The 21242-nt window shown below is 72.2% G+C and carries 17 protein-coding genes; 12 read left to right on the forward strand and 5 right to left on the reverse strand.

Annotated features, from left to right (window positions below):
- Positions 1-36 precede the first annotated feature (36 nt).
- The 3 genes from coaBC to OG842_RS32390 all read left to right on the forward strand — a co-directional run bounded on the left by coaBC (position 37) and on the right by OG842_RS32390 (position 4962).
- A complete protein-coding gene (coaBC, locus tag OG842_RS32380) occupies positions 37-1239 on the forward strand; it encodes a bifunctional phosphopantothenoylcysteine decarboxylase/phosphopantothenate--cysteine ligase CoaBC (protein ID WP_266735853.1) in 1203 nt (400 codons plus the stop codon).
- A gap of 243 nt (positions 1240-1482) precedes the next feature.
- Positions 1483-2691, forward strand: a complete 1209-nt coding sequence (metK, locus tag OG842_RS32385; RefSeq protein WP_266735852.1) for a methionine adenosyltransferase — start codon at positions 1483-1485, stop codon at positions 2689-2691.
- Between the two features lie 126 nt (positions 2692-2817).
- Positions 2818-4962: a primosomal protein N' gene (locus tag OG842_RS32390; protein ID WP_266735850.1), complete on the forward strand. Its 2145-nt coding sequence runs from the start codon at positions 2818-2820 to the stop codon at positions 4960-4962.
- A gap of 178 nt (positions 4963-5140) precedes the next feature.
- Here OG842_RS32390 and OG842_RS32395 read toward each other — a convergent pair whose 3' ends face one another.
- Positions 5141-5683: a hypothetical protein gene (locus tag OG842_RS32395; protein WP_266735848.1), complete on the reverse strand. Its 543-nt coding sequence runs from the start codon at positions 5681-5683 to the stop codon at positions 5141-5143.
- Positions 5684-5912: 229 nt separating this feature from the next.
- Here OG842_RS32395 and fmt point away from each other — a divergent pair, with 229 nt between their 5' ends.
- The 4 genes from fmt (at position 5913) to OG842_RS32415 (ending at position 10410) form a co-directional block, all read left to right on the forward strand.
- On the forward strand, positions 5913-6845 hold the full coding sequence (fmt, locus tag OG842_RS32400) for a methionyl-tRNA formyltransferase (RefSeq protein ID WP_266735846.1): 933 nt from the start codon (positions 5913-5915) through the stop codon (positions 6843-6845).
- 89 nt (positions 6846-6934) lie between these two features.
- Entirely contained in the window at positions 6935-8368 is a 1434-nt protein-coding gene (locus OG842_RS32405) for an RsmB/NOP family class I SAM-dependent RNA methyltransferase (RefSeq protein ID WP_266735844.1), read from the forward strand.
- Between the two features lie 189 nt (positions 8369-8557).
- A complete protein-coding gene (rpe, locus tag OG842_RS32410) occupies positions 8558-9241 on the forward strand; it encodes a ribulose-phosphate 3-epimerase (protein WP_266735842.1) in 684 nt (227 codons plus the stop codon).
- Between the two features lie 152 nt (positions 9242-9393).
- A complete protein-coding gene (locus OG842_RS32415) occupies positions 9394-10410 on the forward strand; it encodes a sugar-binding transcriptional regulator (RefSeq protein WP_072484555.1) in 1017 nt (338 codons plus the stop codon).
- 91 nt (positions 10411-10501) lie between these two features.
- On the opposite strand, the gene OG842_RS32420 is transcribed toward OG842_RS32415, so the two are convergent.
- Positions 10502-11524: a terpene synthase family protein gene (locus OG842_RS32420; protein ID WP_266735840.1), complete on the reverse strand. Its 1023-nt coding sequence runs from the start codon at positions 11522-11524 to the stop codon at positions 10502-10504.
- Between the two features lie 307 nt (positions 11525-11831).
- On the opposite strand from OG842_RS32420, the gene OG842_RS32425 reads away from it, so the two are divergent.
- The 5 genes from OG842_RS32425 (at position 11832) to OG842_RS32445 (ending at position 18257) form a co-directional block, all read left to right on the forward strand.
- A complete protein-coding gene (locus OG842_RS32425) occupies positions 11832-13298 on the forward strand; it encodes a GuaB1 family IMP dehydrogenase-related protein (RefSeq protein ID WP_266735838.1) in 1467 nt (488 codons plus the stop codon).
- Between the two features lie 198 nt (positions 13299-13496).
- A complete protein-coding gene (locus OG842_RS32430) occupies positions 13497-14954 on the forward strand; it encodes an aldehyde dehydrogenase family protein (RefSeq protein WP_328512578.1) in 1458 nt (485 codons plus the stop codon).
- Between the two features lie 113 nt (positions 14955-15067).
- Positions 15068-15523 carry an Lrp/AsnC family transcriptional regulator gene (locus OG842_RS32435; protein ID WP_266735834.1) on the forward strand — a complete coding sequence of 152 codons (456 nt, stop codon included), beginning with the start codon at positions 15068-15070 and terminating at the stop codon, positions 15521-15523.
- A 197-nt stretch (positions 15524-15720) separates the two neighbouring features.
- A complete protein-coding gene (locus tag OG842_RS32440) occupies positions 15721-16518 on the forward strand; it encodes a carbon-nitrogen hydrolase family protein (RefSeq protein WP_266735832.1) in 798 nt (265 codons plus the stop codon).
- A 47-nt stretch (positions 16519-16565) separates the two neighbouring features.
- Positions 16566-18257 (forward strand): flavin monoamine oxidase family protein, encoded by a 1692-nt coding sequence (locus OG842_RS32445; RefSeq protein WP_266735830.1) that lies wholly within the window; start codon positions 16566-16568, stop codon positions 18255-18257.
- 19 nt (positions 18258-18276) lie between these two features.
- Here OG842_RS32445 and OG842_RS32450 read toward each other — a convergent pair whose 3' ends face one another.
- The 3 genes from OG842_RS32450 to OG842_RS32460 are packed head-to-tail and all read right to left on the reverse strand — an operon-like array spanning position 18277 to position 21235.
- A complete protein-coding gene (locus tag OG842_RS32450; protein WP_266735828.1) occupies positions 18277-19125 on the reverse strand; it encodes a fumarylacetoacetate hydrolase family protein in 849 nt (282 codons plus the stop codon).
- Positions 19126-19173: 48 nt separating this feature from the next.
- Positions 19174-20196: a hydroxyacid dehydrogenase gene (locus OG842_RS32455; protein ID WP_328512579.1), complete on the reverse strand. Its 1023-nt coding sequence runs from the start codon at positions 20194-20196 to the stop codon at positions 19174-19176.
- Complete coding sequence (locus tag OG842_RS32460; protein WP_266735824.1) at positions 20180-21235, reverse strand: dihydrodipicolinate synthase family protein; 1056 nt, start codon at positions 21233-21235, stop codon at positions 20180-20182. The genes OG842_RS32455 and OG842_RS32460 overlap by 17 nt, the downstream gene beginning before the upstream one ends.
- Positions 21236-21242 lie beyond the last annotated feature (7 nt).

The raw sequence follows: 21242 nt of genomic DNA on the forward strand, positions 1-21242 counted from the left end.
CATGGGGGTGTTCGTATCCGAGTGCGGGGAGACGCAGTGGACAAGCCGAAGGTCGTTCTGGGGGTCAGCGGAGGCATCGCCGCGTACAAGGCGTGCGAACTGCTGCGCCGGCTGACCGAGTCCGGTCATGACGTGCGCGTCGTACCGACCGAGTCGTCGCTGCACTTCGTGGGAGCGGCCACCTGGTCCGCGCTCTCCGGCCACCCGGTCTCCACCGAGGTCTGGAACGACGTCCACGAGGTGCCGCACGTCAGGATCGGGCAGGACGCCGACCTGGTGGTCGTCGCCCCCGCCACCGCCGACATGCTCGCCAAGGCGGCCCACGGCCTCGCCGACGACCTGCTCACCAACACGCTGCTCACCGCCCGCTGCCCGGTCGTCTTCGCGCCCGCCATGCACACCGAGATGTGGGAGCACCCGGCCACCCAGGAGAACGTCGCCACGCTGCGCCGCCGGGGCGCCGTCGTGATCGAGCCCGCCGTCGGCCGGCTGACCGGCGTCGACACCGGCAAGGGCCGGCTGCCCGATCCCGGGGAGATCTTCGAGGTCTGCCGCCGGGTGCTGGCCCGCGGACCCGTCGAACCCGACCTGGCCGGCCGCCATGTGGTGATCAGCGCGGGCGGTACGCGCGAGCCGCTCGACCCGGTGCGCTACCTCGGCAACCGCTCCTCCGGCAAGCAGGGCTACGCCCTGGCCCGTACCGCGGTCGCCCGGGGCGCCCGGGTCACCCTCGTCGAGGCCAACACCGGCCTGCCCGACCCGGCCGGCGCCGACGTCCTGCACGCGGGGACGGCCGTGCAGCTCCGCGAGGCCGTGCTGAAGGCCGCGGCGGACGCCGACGTGGTCGTGATGGCGGCGGCGGTCGCCGACTTCCGTCCCGCCGAGTACGCCACGGGGAAGATCAAGAAGAAGGACGGCCAGGAGCCCGCGCCCATCACGCTGGTCCGGAACCCCGACATCCTCGCCGAGGTGGCCGGCGAACGCGCCCGGCCGGCGCAGATCGTCGTCGGATTCGCCGCCGAGACCGACGACGTCCTCGCCAACGGCCGGGAGAAGCTCCGCCGCAAGGGCTGCGACCTCCTCGTCGTCAACGAGGTCGGGGAGCGCCGGACCTTCGGTTCGGAGGAGAACGAGGCCGTGGTGCTCGCCGCCGACGGCGGCGAGACCCAGGTGCCTCACGGGCCCAAGGAGGCACTCGCCGACACGGTCTGGGATCTCGTGTCGTCACGTCTCGGATGAATTTCTCGTGACGTGCCCGTGGCCGGGCCGAAACCCTTGGAATATGGGCGTAAATGGCATCGACCGAGGCGAATCGGCCCGCGCCGGATGGCCGTGCCGCAGGTCACAGAACTCCCAAAGGGCGAGACACGTTGTCCGCCGGACGGAGGCGAACGATAAACTGACCCCCGGACCATGCCGGGCGCAGCTCCCGGCCGTCCGCCAAATGATCAGCCAGCAGCCGCTGCAACCCCAGGGAGCGATGTGTCCCGCCGTCTCTTCACCTCGGAGTCCGTCACCGAGGGTCACCCCGACAAGATCGCTGACCAGATCAGCGACACCATTCTCGACGCGCTGCTGCGCGAGGACCCCCGGTCCCGCGTCGCCGTCGAGACCTTGATCACCACCGGTCTGGTGCATGTTGCGGGTGAGGTCACGACCAAGGCCTACGCCGACATCCCGACCCTTGTACGCAACAAGGTCCTGGAGATCGGCTACGACTCCTCGAAGAAGGGCTTCGACGGCGCCTCCTGCGGTGTCTCGGTGTCCATCGGGGCGCAGTCTCCCGACATCGCGCAGGGTGTCGACACCGCGTACGAGAAGCGGGTCGAGGGCGATGAGGACGAGCTCGACAAGCAGGGCGCCGGCGACCAGGGCCTGATGTTCGGCTACGCCTGCGACGAGACGCCCGAGCTGATGCCGCTCCCGATCCACCTCGCGCACCGGCTCTCCCGCCGGCTCTCCGAGGTCCGCAAGAACGGGACCATCCCGTACCTGCGCCCCGACGGCAAGACCCAGGTCACCATCGAGTACGACGGCGACAAGGCCGTCCGCCTCGACACGGTCGTCGTCTCCTCGCAGCACGCCAGCGACATCGACCTCGACTCGCTGCTCGCGCCCGACATCCGCGAGTTCGTCGTCGAGCACGTGCTCGGGCAGCTGATCGAGGACGGCATCAAGCTGGACACCGACGGCTACCGGCTGCTGGTCAATCCGACCGGGCGCTTCGAGATCGGCGGCCCGATGGGCGACGCCGGTCTGACCGGTCGCAAGATCATCATCGACACCTACGGCGGCATGGCCCGTCACGGCGGCGGTGCCTTCTCGGGCAAGGACCCGTCGAAGGTCGACCGCTCGGCCGCCTACGCCATGCGCTGGGTCGCCAAGAACGTCGTCGCCGCGGGCCTCGCCGCCCGTTGCGAGGTGCAGGTCGCGTACGCGATCGGCAAGGCCGAGCCGGTCGGTCTGTTCGTCGAGACGTTCGGCACCGCCGCCGTCGACACCGAGAAGATCGAGCACGCCATCGGCGAGGTCTTCGACCTCCGCCCGGCCGCGATCATCCGCGACCTCGACCTGCTCCGCCCGATCTACGCCCAGACCGCGGCCTACGGCCACTTCGGCCGTGAGCTTCCCGACTTCACCTGGGAGCGCACCGACCGCGTGGACGCGCTGCGCGCGGCGGCCGGGCTGTAGGCCCGCCGCTCTTCCGTCCGTACGCCGGGGCCCGGACACCGCACATGGTGTCCGGGCCCCGGTGCGTGCGGCCCCGGCACCGCCTCGACGGGGCCGCTGTCAGTCGTGTCTGGTAGGAATTTGGCTGTGAGCAGCGAGAACGAGCGATCCGCGGACCCCGGCGACGGGGCCCCGGAGCAGCTTGCGCTGATCCGGGAGACGGTGCGCAAGGCCAAGGTGCCCCGGGCCAAGCCGCGGACCTGGCGCGGCGCCGCGCTCGCCAAGGAGCTTCCCGTCGCCCGGGTGCTGGTCAACAAGGGCGTGCTCCACCTCGACCAGTACTTCGACTACGCGGTGCCCGAGGAGCTCGCCGCCGAGGCTCAGCCGGGGGTGCGGGTGCGGGTCCGCTTCGGGGCCGGTGGACGCAATGTGCGCGGCGGCAGGCGCGAAGGCGGCGGGCTGATCGACGGCTTCCTCGTCGAGCGGCTCGCCGAGTCGGACTACCCGGGCGCCCTCGCCGCGCTCGCCTCCGTCGTATCGACCGAACCGGTGCTGGGCCCCGAGCTGCTCGCGCTCGCGCGGGCCGTCGCCGACCGCTACGCGGGCAGCCTCGCCGATGTGCTCCAGCTCGCCGTACCACCCCGGAACAGCAGGGCCGAGTCCAGGCCCTCGCCCGAGCCGCTGCCCCCACCGCCCGCGCCGTCGGCGGGGAGCTGGGAGCGGTACGCACAGGGGCCGGCGTTCCTGCGGGCGCTGGCCGAGGGCGGTGCCCCCCGGGCCGTCTGGACCGCGCTGCCCGGACCCCACTGGCCCGAGGAGATCGCCAGGGCCATGGCCGCGACCCTCGCGTCCGGGCGCGGCGCCCTCGTCGTCGTCCCCGACGGCCGGACCGCCGGGCGGGTGGACGCCGCACTCACCGCGCTGCTCGGCCCCGGGCGTCATGCGCTGCTGACCGCCGACTCCGGTCCGGAGAAGCGGTACCGGGAGTGGCTCGCCGTGCGGCGCGGCTCGGTACGGGCGGTCGTCGGGACGAGGGCGGCGATGTTCGCCCCGGTCGCGGACCTCGGCCTGGTCGCGGTCTGGGACGACGGGGACGCCAGCCACAGCGACGACAACGCCCCCTTCCCGCACGTCCGCGAAGTGCTCGAACTGCGGGCCGCGCACGGGCGCTGCGCCTTCCTGCTCGGCGGTACGAGCTGCACGGTGGAGGCCGCCCAGCTGGTGGAGAGCGGCTGGGCGCTGCCGCTGCGCGCGGACCGGGAACAGCTGCGGACCGCGGCGCCCCTGGTCCGTACGGTCGGCGACGGCGAGCTGGCGCGGGACGGCGCCGCGAGGGCCGCCCGGCTGCCCAGCCTGGCCTGGCAGACGGTACGGGACGGGCTGCGCAGCGGCCCCGTCCTGGTCCAGGTGCCACGCCGGGGATACGCGCCGCGGCTGGCCTGCGAGCGCTGCCGTGAGCCCGCCCGGTGCCGGCACTGCGCGGGGCCGCTTCAGGCGCCTGACCAGCAGGCGCTCGACTGCGCCTGGTGCGGGCGGGCCGAAACCTCATGGCACTGCGCCGCCTGCGGTTCCAACCGGCTGCGGGCCCAGATCGTCGGCGCCCGCCGCACGGCCGAGGAGCTCGGCCGTGCGTTCCCCGCGGTGCCGGTGCGGACCTCCGGCCGCGACCACATCCTCGACTCGGTGCCGGATGCGCCCGCGCTGGTCGTCAGCACCCCCGGCGCCGAGCCCGTGGCCGAGGGCGGCTACGCGGCCGCGCTGCTGCTGGACGGCTGGGCGATGGTCGGCCGCCCCGACCTCAGGGCCGGCGAGGAGGCGCTGCGCCGCTGGACGGCCGCGGCCTCGCTGGTGCGCGGCCAGCCGGAGGGCGGCACGGTGGTGGTCGTCGCCGAGCCGACGCTGCGGCCGGTGCAGGCCCTGGTGCGCTGGGACCCGGTCGGCCACGCCCGTCGTGAGCTGGCGGAGCGGGCCGAGCTGGGCTTCCCCCCGGTGTCCCGGATGGCCTCGGTGACCGGCACGCCCGAGGCGCTGGCCGCGTTCCTCGCGGCGGCCGAGCTGCCGCCGGAGGCGGAGGTGCTGGGCCCGGTCCCGGTGCCGGTCACCGGACCGGGCAGGCCCCGCAGACCCGGGGACGCGCCCCACGGGGAGTCCTGGGAGCGGGCGCTGCTCAGGGTGCCTCCGGGCAGCGGGGCGGCGCTGGCGGCCGCGTTGAAGGCCACACAGGCGGCCCGGATGTCCCGGGGGAGCGGCGAGCAGGTCCGGATCAGGGTGGATCCGCCGGACATCGGGTGACAGGGGGCCGGGCGGCCCGGCGGAAGCCGGGCGATGCGCCGGCGGACGCCGGGTGACGCGACGGAGCACGCGGCGCCCGGGGCCGTTCGGCGGCCGGGAGCCCAGGAGCCCGGAGCTCGGGGCGGGTATGCGGCTGCCCCGCCGGGCGTCGGGCGCGGCGGGGCAGTGGGCGGGGCGGTCAGCCGTTGCGCGGGCCGGGGAAGACGCCCGGGCGCAGGTCCTCGCGCAGTGACGGGCGGTCCGCCGACGGCTGCGGCGGCATGGAGCGCGCGGCAGGCACGACGGGCGGCAGCGCGGACGGGTTGGCGGAGCCCGGCAGCGGGCGCGGCACCGCGGTCTCCGCGCCGGATTCGGCCGCTCCGGGCTGGCGGGCGTTGCGGCGTGCGCCGTAGCGGCGGTGCACCGCCTGCTTGGTGACCCCCAGTGCGGAGCCCACCGCGTCCCAGGAGAAGCCCAGCGAGCGGTCGAAGTCGACCGCGGCGGTGACCAGGGTCTCGACGCTGTCGCGCAGTTCCTGGGCCAGCCTGACAGTGGGGGCCGGGGCCCTGCCGTAGACGACGAAGCCCGTGGACGGGCCGGAGCGGCGCGGACGGTAGACGTTGCCCAGTTGGGCGGTGAGCGTGCGCAGCGCGTCCACCTGCCGCCGGACCCGCTCGATGTCGCGCACCAACAGATGCAGACTGGCCCTCGCTTGGGCGTCGTGGGTTGCGTGGTCGGCCATGAAGAAGCCTCTCGAACCGGCATTGAAAGGGATCGGGCCGCACCATGGCGGCTCGCTTCGGTCAATCTCTCTTGACCAACGCCTCACCTGTGGATCTGGTCACGCTTCAGGGGCGCGTGCGCCCTTCAAAGGGGCGCGCGGTCATGCGTACGCCCCCCGGCTGCCGGGCCAATAGACTTGTGCGTTGCTCGTCACCGTACGTTCCGGCCCGAGAGGCAGTCAGCCACCCATGAAGCTCGTCTTCGCAGGCACCCCCGAGGTAGCCGTACCCGCCCTGGACGCCCTGATCGCCTCCGACCGGCACGAGGTGGCCGCCGTCGTGACCCGGCCCGACGCCCCCGCCGGGCGCGGCCGCCGACTGGTCGCGAGCCCCGTCGCCGAGCGCGCCGAGGAAGCCGGCATCGAGGTGCTCAAGCCCGTCCGGCCGCGCGACGAGGACTTCCTCGCCCGGCTGCGGGAGATCGCCCCGGACTGCTGCCCGGTCGTCGCCTACGGCGCGCTGCTCCCCAAGGAGGCGCTCGCCGTCCCCGCCCGGGGCTGGGTCAACCTCCACTTCTCGCTGCTGCCCGCCTGGCGCGGCGCGGCCCCCGTGCAGCACGCGGTCATGGCCGGGGACGAGGTGACCGGCGCGTCGACCTTCCTGATCGAGGAGGGGCTCGACTCCGGCCCGGTCTACGGCGTACTCACCGAGGAAGTGCGTCCCACCGACACCAGCGGCGACCTGCTCACCCGGCTCGCGTTCGCCGGTGCGGGGCTGCTCGTCGCCACGATGGACGGCATCGAGGACCGCACCCTGCACGCCGTGCCGCAGCCCGCCGACGGGATCACCCTCGCACCGAAGATCACGGTCGAGAACGCCCAGGTGGACTGGTCCGCCCCGGCCCTGCGGGTCGACCGCGTGGTGCGCGGCTGCACGCCCGCGCCCGGCGCGTGGACGCTGTTCCGGGGGGAGCGGCTGAAGCTGATCCAGGCGGTGCCCGTGCTGGACCGTGCCGATCTGGCGCCCGGCGAGCTGTCGGCGGCCAAGAACAACGTGTACGTGGGCACCGGATCGCACGCGGTCGAGCTGCTCTGGGTCCAGCCCCAGGGCAAGAAGCCGATGCGGGCCGCGGACTGGGCCCGCGGGGTACGGATCGCCCACGGCGAGCTGCTGGAGAGCTGAGGCCCTCGGGAGCCGAGGCTCTCCGGGGCCGGGGCGGCGACGTAGGCTGGGAGGGTTCGCCCCCTCACCATCAGCGGAGCACCTTTCACGTGAACGACCAGCAGCGTCGCCGTCCCGCCAAGCCGCATCGCCGCCCCAAGAAGGACCCCGTCCGGTTCCTCGCCTTCGAGGCCCTCAGGGCCGTCGACGAACGGGACGCGTACGCCAACCTCGTCCTGCCCCCGCTGCTGAAGAAGGCCCGCGCCAAGGGCGACTTCGACAACCGGGACGCGGCGCTGGCGACCGAGCTGGTCTACGGGACGCTGCGCCGCCAGGGGACGTACGACGCGATCGTCGCGGCTTGCATCGACCGGCCGCTGCGCGAGGTCGACCCGCCGGTCCTGGACGTGCTGAACATGGGCGTCCACCAGCTGCTCGGCACCCGGATCCCCACCCATGCGGCGGTCTCCGCCAGCGTGGAGCTGGCCCGGGTGGTGCTCGGCGAGGGGCGCGCCAAGTTCGTCAACGCGGTGCTGCGCAAGGTCTCCGCGGACGACCTCGACGGCTGGGTGGCCAAGGTCGCCCCCTCGTACGAGGAGGACGCCGAGGACCACCTCGCGGTCGTGCACTCGCATCCGCGGTGGGTCGTCTCCGCGCTGTGGGACGCGCTGGGCGGCGGCCGCGCCGGCATCGAGGACCTGCTCGAAGCGGACAACGAGCGGCCCGAGGTCACCCTGGTCGCCCGCCCCGGCCGCTCCACCACCGAGGAGCTGCTGACCGCTCTCGGCGACGAGAACGGCCTGCCGGGCCGCTGGTCCCCGTACGCCGTACGGATGGCGGAGGGCGGCGAGCCCGGCGCGCTGACCGCCGTCCAGGAGGGCCGGGCCGGGGTCCAGGACGAGGGCAGCCAGCTGGTGGCCGCGGCCCTGGCCAACGCACCCGTGGAGGGCGGCGACAGCCGCTGGCTCGACGGCTGCGCCGGTCCCGGCGGCAAGGCCGCCCTGCTCGCCGCGCTCGCCGCCGAACGGGGCGCCGCCCTGCTCGCCGCCGAGAAGCAGCCACACCGGGCCCGCCTCGTCGAGCGCGCGCTGGCCGGCAACCCCGGCCCGTACCAGGTGATCACCGCCGACGGCACCCGCCCGCCGTGGCAGCCCGGCAGCTTCGACCGGGTCCTCATGGACGTGCCGTGCTCGGGTCTGGGTGCCCTGCGCCGCCGCCCGGAGGCGCGCTGGCGCCGCCGCAAGGAGGACCTGGAGAACTTCGCTCCGCTCCAACGCGGCCTGCTGCGCGAGGCGTTGAAGGCGGTGCGGGTCGGCGGCGTGGTCGGCTACGCGACCTGCTCGCCGCACCTCGCGGAGACCCGGGTGGTCGTCGAGGACGTGCTCAAGGGGCGCGGCGGTCAGCCCGTGGAGGCCGAGTGGGTGGACGCCCGCCCGCTGATGCCGGGCGTGCCCGCGCTGGGCGACGGCCCCGACGTCCAGCTGTGGCCGCATCTGCACGGCACCGACGCGATGTACCTGGCACTGCTGCGACGTACCGCCTGACCCCTTCGACGGCGGCCCTCGAGGCCCGCGCCCGTTCCGGCGGCGGCGGGCCCCGAACCACCCGCCCGGGACCGAAACGCCCGGATCGTGCGGCCGGGAGCGCCCGGATCGCGCGAACTGTAATGATCCCGTGAGGCTTTGGCCCGCACCGGGGCGGGGAAGTGGCGCGGAGCATGGCAGGCTTGGGACATGGCCCAGATCAACCCCAGCATCCTGTCCGCCGACTTTGCCCGTCTCGCCGAGGAGGCGAAGGCGGTCGAAGGCGCCGACTGGCTCCACGTCGATGTGATGGACAACCACTTCGTGCCCAATCTGACCCTCGGCGTGCCGATCGTCGAATCGCTCAGCCGGGCCACGGAAACCCCGCTGGACTGCCATCTGATGATCGAGGACCCGGACCGCTGGGCGCCCCAGTACGTCGAGGCAGGCGCGGGTTCCGTCACCTTCCACGTGGAGGCCGCGGCGGCCCCCGTGCGGCTGGCGCGGGAGATCCGGGCCAAGGGCGCCCGCGCCTCCATGGCGCTCAAGCCCGCGACGCCCATCGAGCCGTACGAGGACCTGCTCCCCGAGCTCGACATGCTGCTGATCATGACGGTGGAGCCGGGCTTCGGCGGCCAGGCCTTCCTGGACATCATGCTGCCGAAGATCCGCCGCACCCGTGAGCTCATCTCCAAGCACGGCCTCGAACTGTGGCTCCAGGTCGACGGCGGCGTCTCCGCCTCCACCATCGAGCGGTGCGCCGAGGCCGGTGCGGACGTCTTCGTCGCGGGTTCGGCGGTGTACGGGGCGACGGACCCGGCCGAAGCCGTGCGGGCCCTGCGCGCCAAGGCCGACGGGGCCACCGCCTCGGCGGCCTGGGCGTGCGGTCACTGACACCCGAACCGGTTCCCGTACCCGATCACGGGTCGGCCCGGCCAAGGCCAGATGAACTCGGTCCGACGGGACCGATCAAGGAACGCCGGATCTGACAGGATGAACGGCGTATCGAGAGTGTGAACAGCAGTGAGGAGATCGCGGTGTCTGCAATGTCGGCGGGCCGGTCCGCCCTGCGGATGGGGCCCGCGGAGCTGGTGCAGGCGGCGGCCATGGCCCGCCGCTTCTACCTCGAGGGAAAGTCGAAGATCCAGATCGCCGAGGAGTTCGGCGTCAGCCGCTTCAAGGTGGCCCGGGTCCTGGAGACGGCTCTCGAGCGCGACCTCGTACGGATCGAGATCCGCGTCCCCGCCGAACTGGACGCAGAGCGCTCCGACGCGCTCCGTGCCCGCTACGGACTGCGCCACGCGGTCGTCGTCGAGTCCCCGGCCGAGGAGCAGGACGACGCACCGGACCCGGAGAACCTGGGCGAGGTCGCGGCCGATCTCCTCGGCGAACTGGTGAACGAGGGCGATGTGCTCGGGCTGGCCTGGGGCCGGTCCACCATCCACATGGCCGCGGCGCTCGACCGGCTGCCGCCGTGCACGGTCGTCCAGCTCACCGGGGTGTACGACGCGGGGACGGCCGAGCGCGGCTCCGTCGAGGCGGTCCGGCGCGCCGCCCAGGTCTCCGGCGGCGAGGCCCACCCCATCTACGCCCCGATGCTGCTGCCCGACCCCGCGACGGCCGCCGCGCTGCGCCACCAGACCGGGATCGCCCGCGCCTTCGAGTACTTCGACAAGGTGACCGTCGCGGCGGTCTCCATCGGCTCCTGGGAGCCGGGCATCTCGACCGTGCACGACATGCTCAGCGACGAGGAGCGGGCGCACTACGCCTCGCTCGGCGTCGCGGCCGAGATGTCGGCGCACCTCTTCGACACCGAGGGACGGCGGGTCGGCCGGGACCTGGGGGAGCGGTGCATCACGGTCGAGGCCGACCGGCTGCGCCGGATCCCCGAGGTGGTGGCGATCGCGGGCGGCCAGCGCAAGGCCGCGGCGATCGGGGCGGTGCTGAGGTCCGGGCTGGTCACCAGCCTGGTGACGGACACGGCGGCGGCCGACTACCTGCTGACGGAGTCGGCTGCACCGCAGCGGCCGGCGCTGGAGCGGGCCGACCCGGACGGCGACTGAGCGGCTGCACGACGCCCGGACGGCACGACCCCCGGACAGCACGACGCCCGGACGGCGCACACGTCGTCCGGGCGTCGTGCTGTCCGGCGGCTCAGTCCCGGACCGTGCCCAGGACCGTCGCCTCCAGGTACTCCTCGGGCTCCTCGTACTGGCTCACATCGGCGGGGTTGTAGCGCGGGGTCTGCCGCGACCAGTCCAGGTTGCCGCGCATCCAGCTCTGCATGCCTTCCAGGTACGGGGTGAGCATCCAGGACAGCTGCGGGTACGCCGCCAGCAGCTCGGCCTCGGCGGTGAGGAAGCGCTCCGTCTCCCTCGCGATCTCCGCGCAGACGTGTTCGAGCGCCTGCCGCTCGCCGTAGCCGCGATGGTGCCGGACCAGATGGACGAGATTGTGGATCTCGCCGAGCACCTGCTCCTTCTCGTACGAGTACACGTCGTTGGCCCAGCACACGACGTTGCACGAGGCTTCCAGCGCGGTGATGAACCGGGAGTCGTTGTGGATCGACTCGGGAGCCTCGATCCCGGCCACGATCTCTATCAGGTCCATGCAGACATGTATCGCGCCGGTGTGGCGCCGCTTGGCGATGTACGTCTCCTCGGACGGCACCACCCCGGCGGCCCGGTTCCCCGCCTCCCAGGTGGTCGTCGTCATGAGATACGTGGTGAGGTGCCACCCGAACCGGGTGCGCCAGTGCGGGGCCGCGGCCGGCGTCGTCCGTTCCCACAGGTCGGCCAGGGCGACCACGGCGGCGGGCAGCCGCCCGTCCGGCAGCGGGACCGGCTCCTTGCCCGCGATGACGGTCCGCATCAGCTCGACCACGTCCCGCACCCGCTCGGGGCTGCGGCCGAGGTGGCCGTCGTCGAGCTGGTCATCGACGAGAAACAGCCAAACGAACCAGTCCGCGACGAGGTCGAGACTCTTGCTGTCGGCGGTCGGGTACACCATGCCGACGAAGGAGCCGAAGTCCGCCTGCTCGAAGCGGTCCCTGGCCGAATCGCGGTGCACCAGACCGGTGTTGCGGGTCCATTCGTCGAGATGGGCCCGGGTGTTTCCGACGTTCGGGTTGGTGCGCTGGGGGAACGGGCAGTAGATGTCCGGCAGTTCGCTCTCCACGAGTGGGTCGTGATCCTCTCCGGTCGTACGGGTGACGGAAGTTGTGACCCTTCCGGCTGTTCCTCCGGGGCGTAGTCGAGACCCACGGGACCTGCGGGTTTGAAGCTACCCGACCCCTTGTCACCAGGTCCAGGGAAGATGATCGCGAATGATTCGAATGCCTTTCGGGTAGGGTCCGCGGGCAAGGCGGGCTCCACCTGCCCGGGACGCCCGTCCGATTCCCTCGGAGGAACATACGAACGCGGGTGCGTACTGCTGTGTCTTCGTGGAAGCGACCTGCTCCGTTTCGTGTGAAAAAATGAGCGTTATGCGTTTCCTTGAGCCCGGTACTGGTCGTTACACAGAGTCCCCCTCGGTCCCGTACGACCTCACGTACGACGACGTCTTCATGGTCCCGGGCCGTTCGGCAGTCGGTTCCCGCCAGGGTGTCGATCTCTCCTCGCCCGACGGCACCGGCACCACCATCCCCCTCGTCGTCGCGAACATGACGGCCATCGCGGGCCGCCGGATGGCCGAAACGATCGCCCGCCGCGGCGGCATCGTCGTCATCCCGCAGGACATCCCGATCGAGGTCGTCACCGACGTCATCTCCTGGGTGAAAACGCGCCACTTGGTGCTCGACACGCCGATCGTGCTGGCCCCGGGCCAGACGGTCGCCGACGCCCTGTCGTTGCTGCCGAAGCGCGCGCACGGCGCGGGCGTCGTCGTCGACGAGGAGCAGCGGCCCCTCGGCGTCGTCACCGAGCACGACCTGATCGGCGTGGACCGCTTCACCCAGCTCTCCGAGGTCATGTCCAAGGACCTGGTGCTGCTCGACGCGGACATCGACCCGCGCGACGCGTTCAACAAGCTGGACGGCGCCAACCGCAAGCTCGCCCCCGCGGTCGACGCGGACGGCCGGCTCGTCGGCATCCTCACCCGCAAGGCCGCCCTGCGCGCCACCCTGTACACGCCCGCCACCGACGCCGAGGGCAGGCTGCGGATCGCCGCCGCCGTCGGGATCAACGGCGATGTCGCGGGCAAGGCCAAGCAGCTCCTGGACGCGGGCGTCGACACGCTCGTCGTGGACACCGCACACGGCCACCAGGAGTCCATGATCGACGCGGTCCGGGCCGTCCGCGCGCTCGACCCGCAGGTCCCGATCGTCGCGGGCAACATCGTCGCCGCCGAGGGTGTGCGCGACCTCATCGAGGCCGGCGCGGACATCATCAAGGTCGGTGTCGGCCCCGGCGCCATGTGCACCACCCGGATGATGACCGGTGTGGGCCGGCCGCAGTTCTCCGCCGTCCTGGAGTGCGCCGCCGAGGCGAAGAAGTACGGCAAGCACGTCTGGGCGGACGGCGGTGTCCGGCACCCGCGCGATGTCGCGATGGCGCTCGCCGCGGGCGCGTCCAACGTGATGATCGGCTCCTGGTTCGCCGGTACGTACGAGTCGCCCGGCGACCTCCAGCAGTCCGCCGACGGCCGCTTCTACAAGGAGTCCTTCGGCATGGCGTCCGCGCGCGCCGTGAAGAACCGCACGTCGGACGAGTCCGCCTACGACCGGGCCCGCAAGGCGCTCTTCGAGGAGGGCATCTCCACCTCGCGGATGTTCCTCGACCCGGCCAGGCCCGGCGTCGAGGACCTGATCGACTCGATCATCGCGGGTGTCCGCTCCTCCTGCACCTACGCCGGTGCGGCCTCCCTGGCGGAGTTCGCCGAGAAGGCGGTCGTCGGGGTGCAGAGCGCCGCCGGCTACGCCGAGGGCAAGCCGCTGCACGCCAGCTGGAGCTGATCCCGCGGCCCGATGAATTCCGGTGCCCCTCCCGGCCGCTTCGGCCCGGAGGGGCACCGGCGTTTCGGGCGGCTGCGACGGGTCGTGCGGATGGCCGTTTCCGGCCGTCCGGCGGCGCACCGGCCCGCTTCAACCCCGTTGAAATATAAGTAACATGAACCCCAGTCAGCCGCCCGTTCCTCCGTGGTAAGGGATCTCATGTCCTTCTTCACCGACCTGGCCCATCAGTACATCGACGGAGAGTGGAGGCCGGGCAAGGGGTCCTGGGACATCATCGACTTCAACCCGTACAACGGTGAGAAGCTCGCCTCGATCACGGTCGCCACGGCCGACGAGGTGGACCAGGCGTACCGGTGCGCGCAGGACGCCCAGCGGGCCTGGGGCGACACCAACCCGTACGCCCGGCGGGCGGTGCTGGAGCGGGCGCTGAGAGTCGTCGAGGAGCGCGAGTCCGAGATCGGTGACGCGATCGTCGCGGAGCTGGGCGGCACCCGGCTGAAGGCGGCCTTCGAGCTGCACCTCGCCAAGGAGTTCCTGCGGGAGTCGGTCCAGCTCGCGCTGCGGCCCTCCGGACAGATCCTGCCCTCGCCGACCGAGGGCAAGGAGAACCGCGTCTACCGGGTGCCCGTCGGCGTCGTGGGCGTCATCAGCCCCTTCAACTTCCCGTTCCTGCTGTCCCTGAAGTCGGTCGCCCCCGCCCTGGCGCTCGGCAACGCGGTGGTGCTCAAACCGCACCAGAACACCCCGGTCTGCGGCGGCACGCTGGTGGCGAAGGTGTTCGAGGAGGCCGGGCTGCCGGCCGGCCTGCTCAACGTCGTGGTCACCGACATCGCCGAGATCGGCGACGCCCTGCTGGAGCACCCCGTTCCGCAGGTCATCTCCTTCACCGGCTCGGACAAGGTGGGGCGGCACGTCGCCACGGTCTGCGCGGCGAACCTCAAGCGCGCCGTGCTCGAACTCGGCGGCAACAGCGCGCTGATCGTCCTCGACGACGCCGATCTCGACTACGCCGTGGACGCGGCCGTCTTCAGCCGGTACGTGCACCAGGGCCAGGTCTGCATGGCCGCCAACCGGATCCTGGTAGACCGGGTGGTGGAGCGGGAGTTCACCGAGAAGTTCGTCGCCAAGGTCGCCTCGCTCAAGGTCGGGGACCCGGCCGAGCCGGACACCGTGATCGGCCCGCTGATCAACTCCTCGCAGGCCGAGGCCATTTCCTCGCTGGTCGACCAGACCGTGGCGGCCGGCGCGACGGCCCTGCTGCACGGCCGGGCCGACGGCAATCTGGTGAGCCCGTCCGTGCTGACCGGGCTGGCCGCCGATTCCCCCGTCCTGTCCCAGGAGATCTTCGGGCCGGTCGCGCTCGTCGTCCCGTTCGACGGCGAGGACGAGGCGGTACGGATCGCCAACGACACCCCGTACGGCCTGAGCGGCGCGGTGCACACCGGCGACGTCGAGCGCGGCGTACGGGTCGGGCAGCGCATCCACACCGGCATGATCCACATCAACGACGGCACGGTCCACGACGAGCCGATCGTCCCCTTCGGCGGCGAGAAGAGCTCCGGCCTCGGCCGGCTCAACGGTGAGGCCATGGTCGAGGCCTTCACCACCCAGAAGTGGATCTCGGTGCAGCACGGCCGTTCGCAGTTCCCGTTCTGACCGGTCGCACACTGCCGTGGGCGCGCCCGGGAGCGGGCGGCGCCGTGGTCTACTTCGGGGGCGGCCCGTGCCGCCCCCGGAACCGGCCATCGCAGAGAAGTGAACCGCCCGACGTGCGCCTGAACGACCTCGACGAACGCATCGTCCACGCCCTCGCCGAAGACGCCCGACGCTCCTACGCGGACATCGGAGCGATGATCGGCCTGTCCGCGCCCGCCGTGAAACGCCGGGTGGACCGGCTGCGCGCCGAGGGCGCCATCACCGGCTTCACGGTCCGGGTCGACCCGGCGGCGCTGGGCTGGGAGACCGAGGGGTTCATCGAGATCTACTGCAGCCGCAACACCTCGCCGGAGGCGATCAAGCAGGGGCTCGCGCGCTACCCGGAGATCGCCTCGGCCTCCACGGTGACGGGGGAGGCCGACGCGGTCGTGCAGGTCTTCGCCGCCGACATGCGCCACTTCGAACAGGTCCTGGAACGGATCGCGGGCGAGCCGTACGTGGAGCGGACGAAGTCCGTGCTGGTGCTGTCGCCGCTGCTGCGGCGGTACTCCTCGGGCGCGCCGGAGTAGGTTCCGAGCGCCGGTCCTGGTGAGACCCAGGTCACCCTTTTGACCTGCGCAGACGTCCTACGCAATGAATCGCCGCCGGTGGCCTTCGGCGCGCAATGGATCGACGGTGCACGCGCAACGCTCGCGCCTTGTCCGGCGTGATCGGCGGACCGTACCTTCGATACGTCCCCGCCAGCCCGCACCGCCCGAGGTCAGCCATGCCGCCGTTGCGCACCGCCCTGCTCCAGAACTCCGGACGACCCGGATACGTGGCCGAGAACATCGAGGTGCTCGACGGAGCGGCGCGGCGGGCGGCGGACGCCGGGGCGCGGCTCCTGGTCTGCCCCGAGCTTTTCCTGACCGGTTACGCGATCGGGGCCGAGGTGCCCCGGCTGGCCGAGCCGGCCGACGGGCCGTCCGCCCTGGCCGTCGGTGAGATCGCCGCCCGGCACGGACTCGCCGTCCTCTACGGGTACCCCGAGCGTGCCGGCGAGCAGATCTTCAACGCCGCACAGCTCGTCGGCCCGGACGGGACACCGCTCGCCAACTACCGCAAGACCCATCTCTTCGGCTCCTTCGAGCACGAGTGGTTCACCCCCGGCGAGCAGGCCGTGGTCCAGGCCGAGCTGGACGGCGTACGCATCGGGATCATGATCTGCTACGACGTCGAGTTCCCGGAGAACGTCCGCGCCCACGCACTCGCCGGCACCGATCTGCTCCTGGTGCCCACCGCTCAGATGCACCCCTTCCAGTTCGTCGCCGAGTCCCTCGTGCCGGTCCGCGCCTTCGAGAACCAGATGTACGTGGCGTACGTCAACCGGACCGGTCCGGAGGGAGAGTTCGAGTTCGTCGGGCTGAGCTGCCTGGCGGGTCCCGACGGCGCCGTCCGCAGCCGCGCCGGACGCGGAAAGGAACTGGTCGTCGGCGAGGTGGATCCCGCGCTGCTGAGCGCCTCGCGGGCCGTGAACCCGTATCTGCACGACCGTCGCCCCGGCCTGTACGGCTCACTCGTCTGAGCCCGCCCCACCGTTCCACTGTCATTCGCGCAAGGAGTCCCCACCCCATGACGTCCACGGTGCCCAACGCCGTCCAGCACACCGACGCCGCCGAGCCGATCACCATGTTCGGGCCGGACTTCCCCTACGCGTACGACGACTTCCTGGCGCACCCCGCCGGCATCGGGCAGATACCGGCGACCGAGCACGGCACCGAGGTCGCCGTCATCGGCGGCGGGCTCTCCGGCATCGTGGCCGCGTACGAGCTGATGAAGATGGGGCTCAGGCCCGTCGTGTACGAGGCGGACGAGATCGGCGGCCGGCTGCGCACCGTCGGCTTCGACGGCTGCGATCCGCAGCTCACCGCCGAGATGGGCGCGATGCGCTTCCCGCCTTCCTCCACCGCGCTCCAGCACTACATCGACCTGGTCGGCCTGGAGACGAAGCCGTTCCCCAACCCGCTCTCCCCGGCCACCCCCTCGACCGTCGTCGACCTCAAGGGCGAGTCCCACTACGCGCGGACCATCGACGACCTGCCGCAGGTCTACCGCGATGTGATGGACGCCTGGAACCGCTGCCTGGAGGAGGGCGCGGACTTCTCCGACATGAACCGCGCGATGCGTGAGCGCGACGTGCCGCGCATCCGGGAGATCTGGGCGAAGCTCGTCCAGAAGCTCGACAACCAGACCTTCTACGGATTCCTCTGCGACTCCGACGCCTTCAAGTCGTTCCGGCACCGGGAGATCTTCGGCCAGGTCGGCTTCGGTACCGGCGGCTGGGACACCGACTTCCCCAACTCCATCCTGGAGATCCTCCGCGTCGTCTACACCGAGGCGGACGACCACCACCGGGGCATCGTCGGCGGCAGCCAGCAGCTCCCGCTGCGGCTCTGGGAGCGCGAGCCGCAGAAGATCGTCCACTGGCCGCTCGGTACGTCGCTGTCCTCGCTGCACAACGGCGAGCCGCGCCCCGCCGTGACCCGGCTGACCCGCACCGCCGGCAACCGGATCACCGTCACCGACGCCACCGGCGACATCCGCACCTACCCGGCCGCGATCTTCACCGGGCAGTCCTGGCTGCTGCTCTCGAAGATCGACTGCGACGACGCGCTGTTCCCGATCGACCACTGGACGGCGATGGAGCGCACCCACTACATGGAGTCGTCCAAGCTCTTCGTCCCCGTCGACCGGCCGTTCTGGCTCGACGAGGACGAGGCCACGGGGCGGGACACCATGTCGATGACGCTCACGGACCGGATGACCCGGGGGACGTACCTCCTGGACGACGGCCCCGACAAGCCCGCTGTCATCTGCCTCTCGTACACCTGGTGCGACGACAGCCTGAAGTGGCTGCCGCTCTCCCCGAACGAGCGCATGGACGTCATGCTCAAGTCGCTCGGCGAGATCTACCCGGACGTCGACATCAGGAAGCACATCATCGGCAACCCGGTGACGGTGTCCTGGGAGAACGAGCCGTGGTTCATGGGCGCGTTCAAGGCCAACCTGCCGGGCCACTACCGCTACCAGCGGCGGCTGTTCACCCACTTCATGCAGGACCGGCTGCCCGCCGACCGCCGGGGCCTGTTCCTGGCGGGCGACGACATCTCCTGGACGGCCGGCTGGGCCGAGGGCGCCGTACAGACCGCGCTCAACGCCGTCTGGGGTGTGATGACCCGGTTCGGCGGCGCGACCGATGCGACGAACCCCGGCCCCGGCGACGTCTTCGACGACATCGCCCCGGTCGAACTCCCGGAGGACTGAGGGGCGTTACGGCTTTCCGTTACGCGGGCCGGCAGACGCTGCGCTGCCGGCCGAGGCCCGAGATCTCGACCTCCATCACATCGCCCGGACCCAGGTACGGGAAGCGGCCGGACAGCGCCACGCCCTGCGGGGTGCCGGTGTTGATGATGTCGCCGGGCTCCAGCACCAAGTACTGCGACAGGTGGTGCACCAGGTGCGCCACGCTGAAGATCATGTCCGCGGTGGAGGAGTCCTGCCGGGACTCACCGTTGACGTAGCTGCGCAGCCGCAGCTGCTGCGGGTCGCCCACCTCGTCGGCCGTCACCAGCACCGGGCCCAGCGGATTGAACGTCGCGCAGCTCTTGCCCTTGGACCACTGTCCGCCCGACTCCTCCAGCTGGAAGGCCCGTTCGGAGACGTCGTTGCTGACGGCGTAGCCCGCGATGTGGGCGGCGGCGTCGGCGGGGGAGTCCAGGTAGGAGGCGCGGCGGCCGATGACGACGGCCAGCTCCACCTCCCAGTCCGTCTTCTTCGAGCCGCGCGGGATCAGCACGTCGTCGTACGGGCCGACGACGGTGTTCGGCGACTTGTAGAAGAGGATCGGCTGCTCGGGCGGCTCGGCACCCGACTCCGCCGCGTGGGCCGCGTAGTTCTGGCCGATGCAGAGCAGCGCGGAGGGCCGGGCCACGGGGGCGCCGATCCGTTGGCCGGTGATGTCGGTCTCCGGGAGCACCGGCTCGGCGGGCACAAGGTGCGGGTTGTCGGCGAGCGCGGCGAGGAACGCGCCGTCGATGTCGTCGGTGATGCCGGACAGGTCGTAGTGACGGCCCTCGGGGCAGACGAGGACCGGGCGCTCGTGGCCCGGCTCGCCGATGCGCATCAGTCGCATGTGGTGAAATCTCCTGAACGGTACGGGGGTTGGGGGCTCCGCGAGCTCTCAGTGCAGGCGGGTCAGGGCGTCGGCGGTGACGGTGTGGACCGGGGGTCGCCCGCCGAGCAGCCGCAGCACCTCGTCGACGGCGCTGGCGCCCAGGCGCTGCCGGCACTCGACGCTGCCCGCCGCCTGGTGCGGGGTGAGCAGCACGTTCGGCAGGGCACGGAACGGGTGGTCGGCGGGCAGCGGCTCGTCGTCGAAGACGTCGATCGCGGCGTCCAGCCGGCCCGTGGCCAGCTCGGCGAGGAGTGCGTCCTCGTCGACCAGCCATGACCTGGCGGTGTTCACCAGGCCCGCCCCGTCCGGCATCAGCGCCAGCTGTCCGGCGCCGATCATCCGGCGGGTCTCCTCGGTGACCGGTGCGTGCACGGCCACGATCCTGCTCTGCGGGAGCAGAGTTTCGAGAGGTACGCGCTCCACGCCGAGCTCCTCGGCGTCGGCGGCGGACAGGTACGGGTCGGTGACGCTCACCCGCGCCCCCATCGCCCGCACCAGGGCGATGTAGGCGCGCCCGGTGCGGGAGGCGCCGATCACGCCGATGCGGCTGCCGTGGATCTCGTGGCGCGGCGGGGCCTCGCTCGCCGCCGCCCACTTCAGCCCGCCGCGCAGGGCGTGGTCGAAGCGCTGGATGCGGTGGAGCAGCGAGAGTGTGAAGGCGAGGGCCACCTCGGCGACCGGGCGGGCCATCTCGTCACCGGCCTGGGTGACCAGGATGCCCCGCCGGAACACCTCCTCGGTGACATAGGGCGCGACCGCCGAGCCGGTGTGCGCCACCAGCTCCAGCCGGTCGGCCGATCCGAGGAGCCCGGCGTCCACCTTGGGCGCCCGCCACGAGGTGATCAGTGCACGGGCTCCGGGCAGCGCGGCCGCGACCGCCGCCCGGTCCCAGTGGTCGTCGATGACGGTGAGTTCGGCCGCCCGCTCCAGCTCCCGCCACACCTCGGCGGTGAAGAACTGGGCCCGCAGGCCCGGCGGTACGGCGACGACCACCCGGGAGCGGTCGGCAGGATCAGGAGAGCCAGGCATCGAGGTGCTCCGCAACGAAGGCGTCATCGGTCAGCCAAGGGTAGGCCGCGGCCACCCGGCTGATCTCCTCGGCCTGTCCGGGGGAGAGCGTCTCGGCCGGGTCCAGGCACCGGATGTTCGCCAGCAGGCCCTGGCGGCGCAGCACTTCGTGGACCCCGGCGATGCAGCCGCGGAACGCGCCGCGCACATCGAAGACCGCGCTGTTGGCGTCGGTCAGTTCGGGGCGCCGGGCCAGGCAGCGCACCATCGCCTCGTGGTCCCCGCCGCGCGCCCTGCGGACGTCGTCGAGGAGGGTCACCGCGGAGCCGGTCCACACGGCCCACTGGCCGAGGAGCCCGCCCGCGAACCAGCGCGGCCCGCCGCCCGCAGTCTCGTACGGGGTGAGCAGATCACCGATGATGTCGTCGTCGTTGCCGGTGTACAGCGCCACCTCGTCGGCCCGGTCGGCGGCGGCCACGGCCCGTACGACATCGGCGGTGCGGTAGCGGTCGAACGGGGCGATCTTCACCGCGGCCGTGTTGGGCAGATCGGTGAACGAGGACCAGAAGTGCGGCGAGAGGTAGCGTCCGCCGACCGCCTCCTGGAGGTAGAAGCCGATCACCGGCAGCACCTCGCCGACCGCCCGCGCCCGGTCCAGCAGGCCCTTCTCGTCCGCGCCGGGCACGGCCGGGCTGAGCAGCACCGCGTCGTAACCGAGCTCGGCGGCGGTCTCGGCCTCGGCGACGGCCTGCGCCGTGTAGCCGCAGGCACCGGCGACCTTGATGAACGGCCGGCCGGCCTCGGCGTCGATCGTCTCGGCGGCGAGCTCCAGGACCGGCCGGAACAGGCCGACCTCCGGTTCGCGGATCTCGAACTGGGTGGTGTGCACGGCGACGGCGACGCCGCCCGCGCCCGAGGCGAGGTAGTAGCGGGTCAGCGCACGCTGCCGGCGCTCGTCGAAGGAGCCGTCGTCGTGCAGGGCGAGCGGGTGCGCGGGGATCACCGCACCGTGGGCGAGCGCGTCCAGGGCAGGGGTCGGCGCGAGGGAGGGAGTGGACATGGAGTGG

Source organism: Streptomyces sp. NBC_00376 (genome assembly GCF_036077095.1).
Taxonomy (GTDB): Bacteria; Actinomycetota; Actinomycetes; order Streptomycetales; family Streptomycetaceae; genus Streptomyces.

What these genes read in the sequence shown, in the direction of transcription:
- OG842_RS32395 (WP_266735848.1), bottom strand. Translation starts at nt 5,683, where the DNA reads ATGGCCGACCACGCAACCCACGACGCCCAAGCGAGGGCCAGTCTGCAT.
- fmt (WP_266735846.1), top strand. Translation starts at nt 5,913, where the DNA reads ATGAAGCTCGTCTTCGCAGGCACCCCCGAGGTAGCCGTACCCGCCCTG.
- rpe (WP_266735842.1), top strand. Translation starts at nt 8,558, where the DNA reads ATGGCCCAGATCAACCCCAGCATCCTGTCCGCCGACTTTGCCCGTCTC.
- OG842_RS32415 (WP_072484555.1), top strand. Translation starts at nt 9,394, where the DNA reads ATGTCGGCGGGCCGGTCCGCCCTGCGGATGGGGCCCGCGGAGCTGGTG.
- OG842_RS32425 (WP_266735838.1), top strand. Translation starts at nt 11,832, where the DNA reads ATGCGTTTCCTTGAGCCCGGTACTGGTCGTTACACAGAGTCCCCCTCG.
- OG842_RS32430 (WP_328512578.1), top strand. Translation starts at nt 13,497, where the DNA reads ATGTCCTTCTTCACCGACCTGGCCCATCAGTACATCGACGGAGAGTGG.
- OG842_RS32440 (WP_266735832.1), top strand. Translation starts at nt 15,721, where the DNA reads ATGCCGCCGTTGCGCACCGCCCTGCTCCAGAACTCCGGACGACCCGGA.
- OG842_RS32445 (WP_266735830.1), top strand. Translation starts at nt 16,566, where the DNA reads ATGACGTCCACGGTGCCCAACGCCGTCCAGCACACCGACGCCGCCGAG.
- OG842_RS32450 (WP_266735828.1), bottom strand. Translation starts at nt 19,125, where the DNA reads ATGCGACTGATGCGCATCGGCGAGCCGGGCCACGAGCGCCCGGTCCTC.
- OG842_RS32455 (WP_328512579.1), bottom strand. Translation starts at nt 20,196, where the DNA reads ATGCCTGGCTCTCCTGATCCTGCCGACCGCTCCCGGGTGGTCGTCGCC.
- OG842_RS32460 (WP_266735824.1), bottom strand. Translation starts at nt 21,235, where the DNA reads ATGTCCACTCCCTCCCTCGCGCCGACCCCTGCCCTGGACGCGCTCGCC.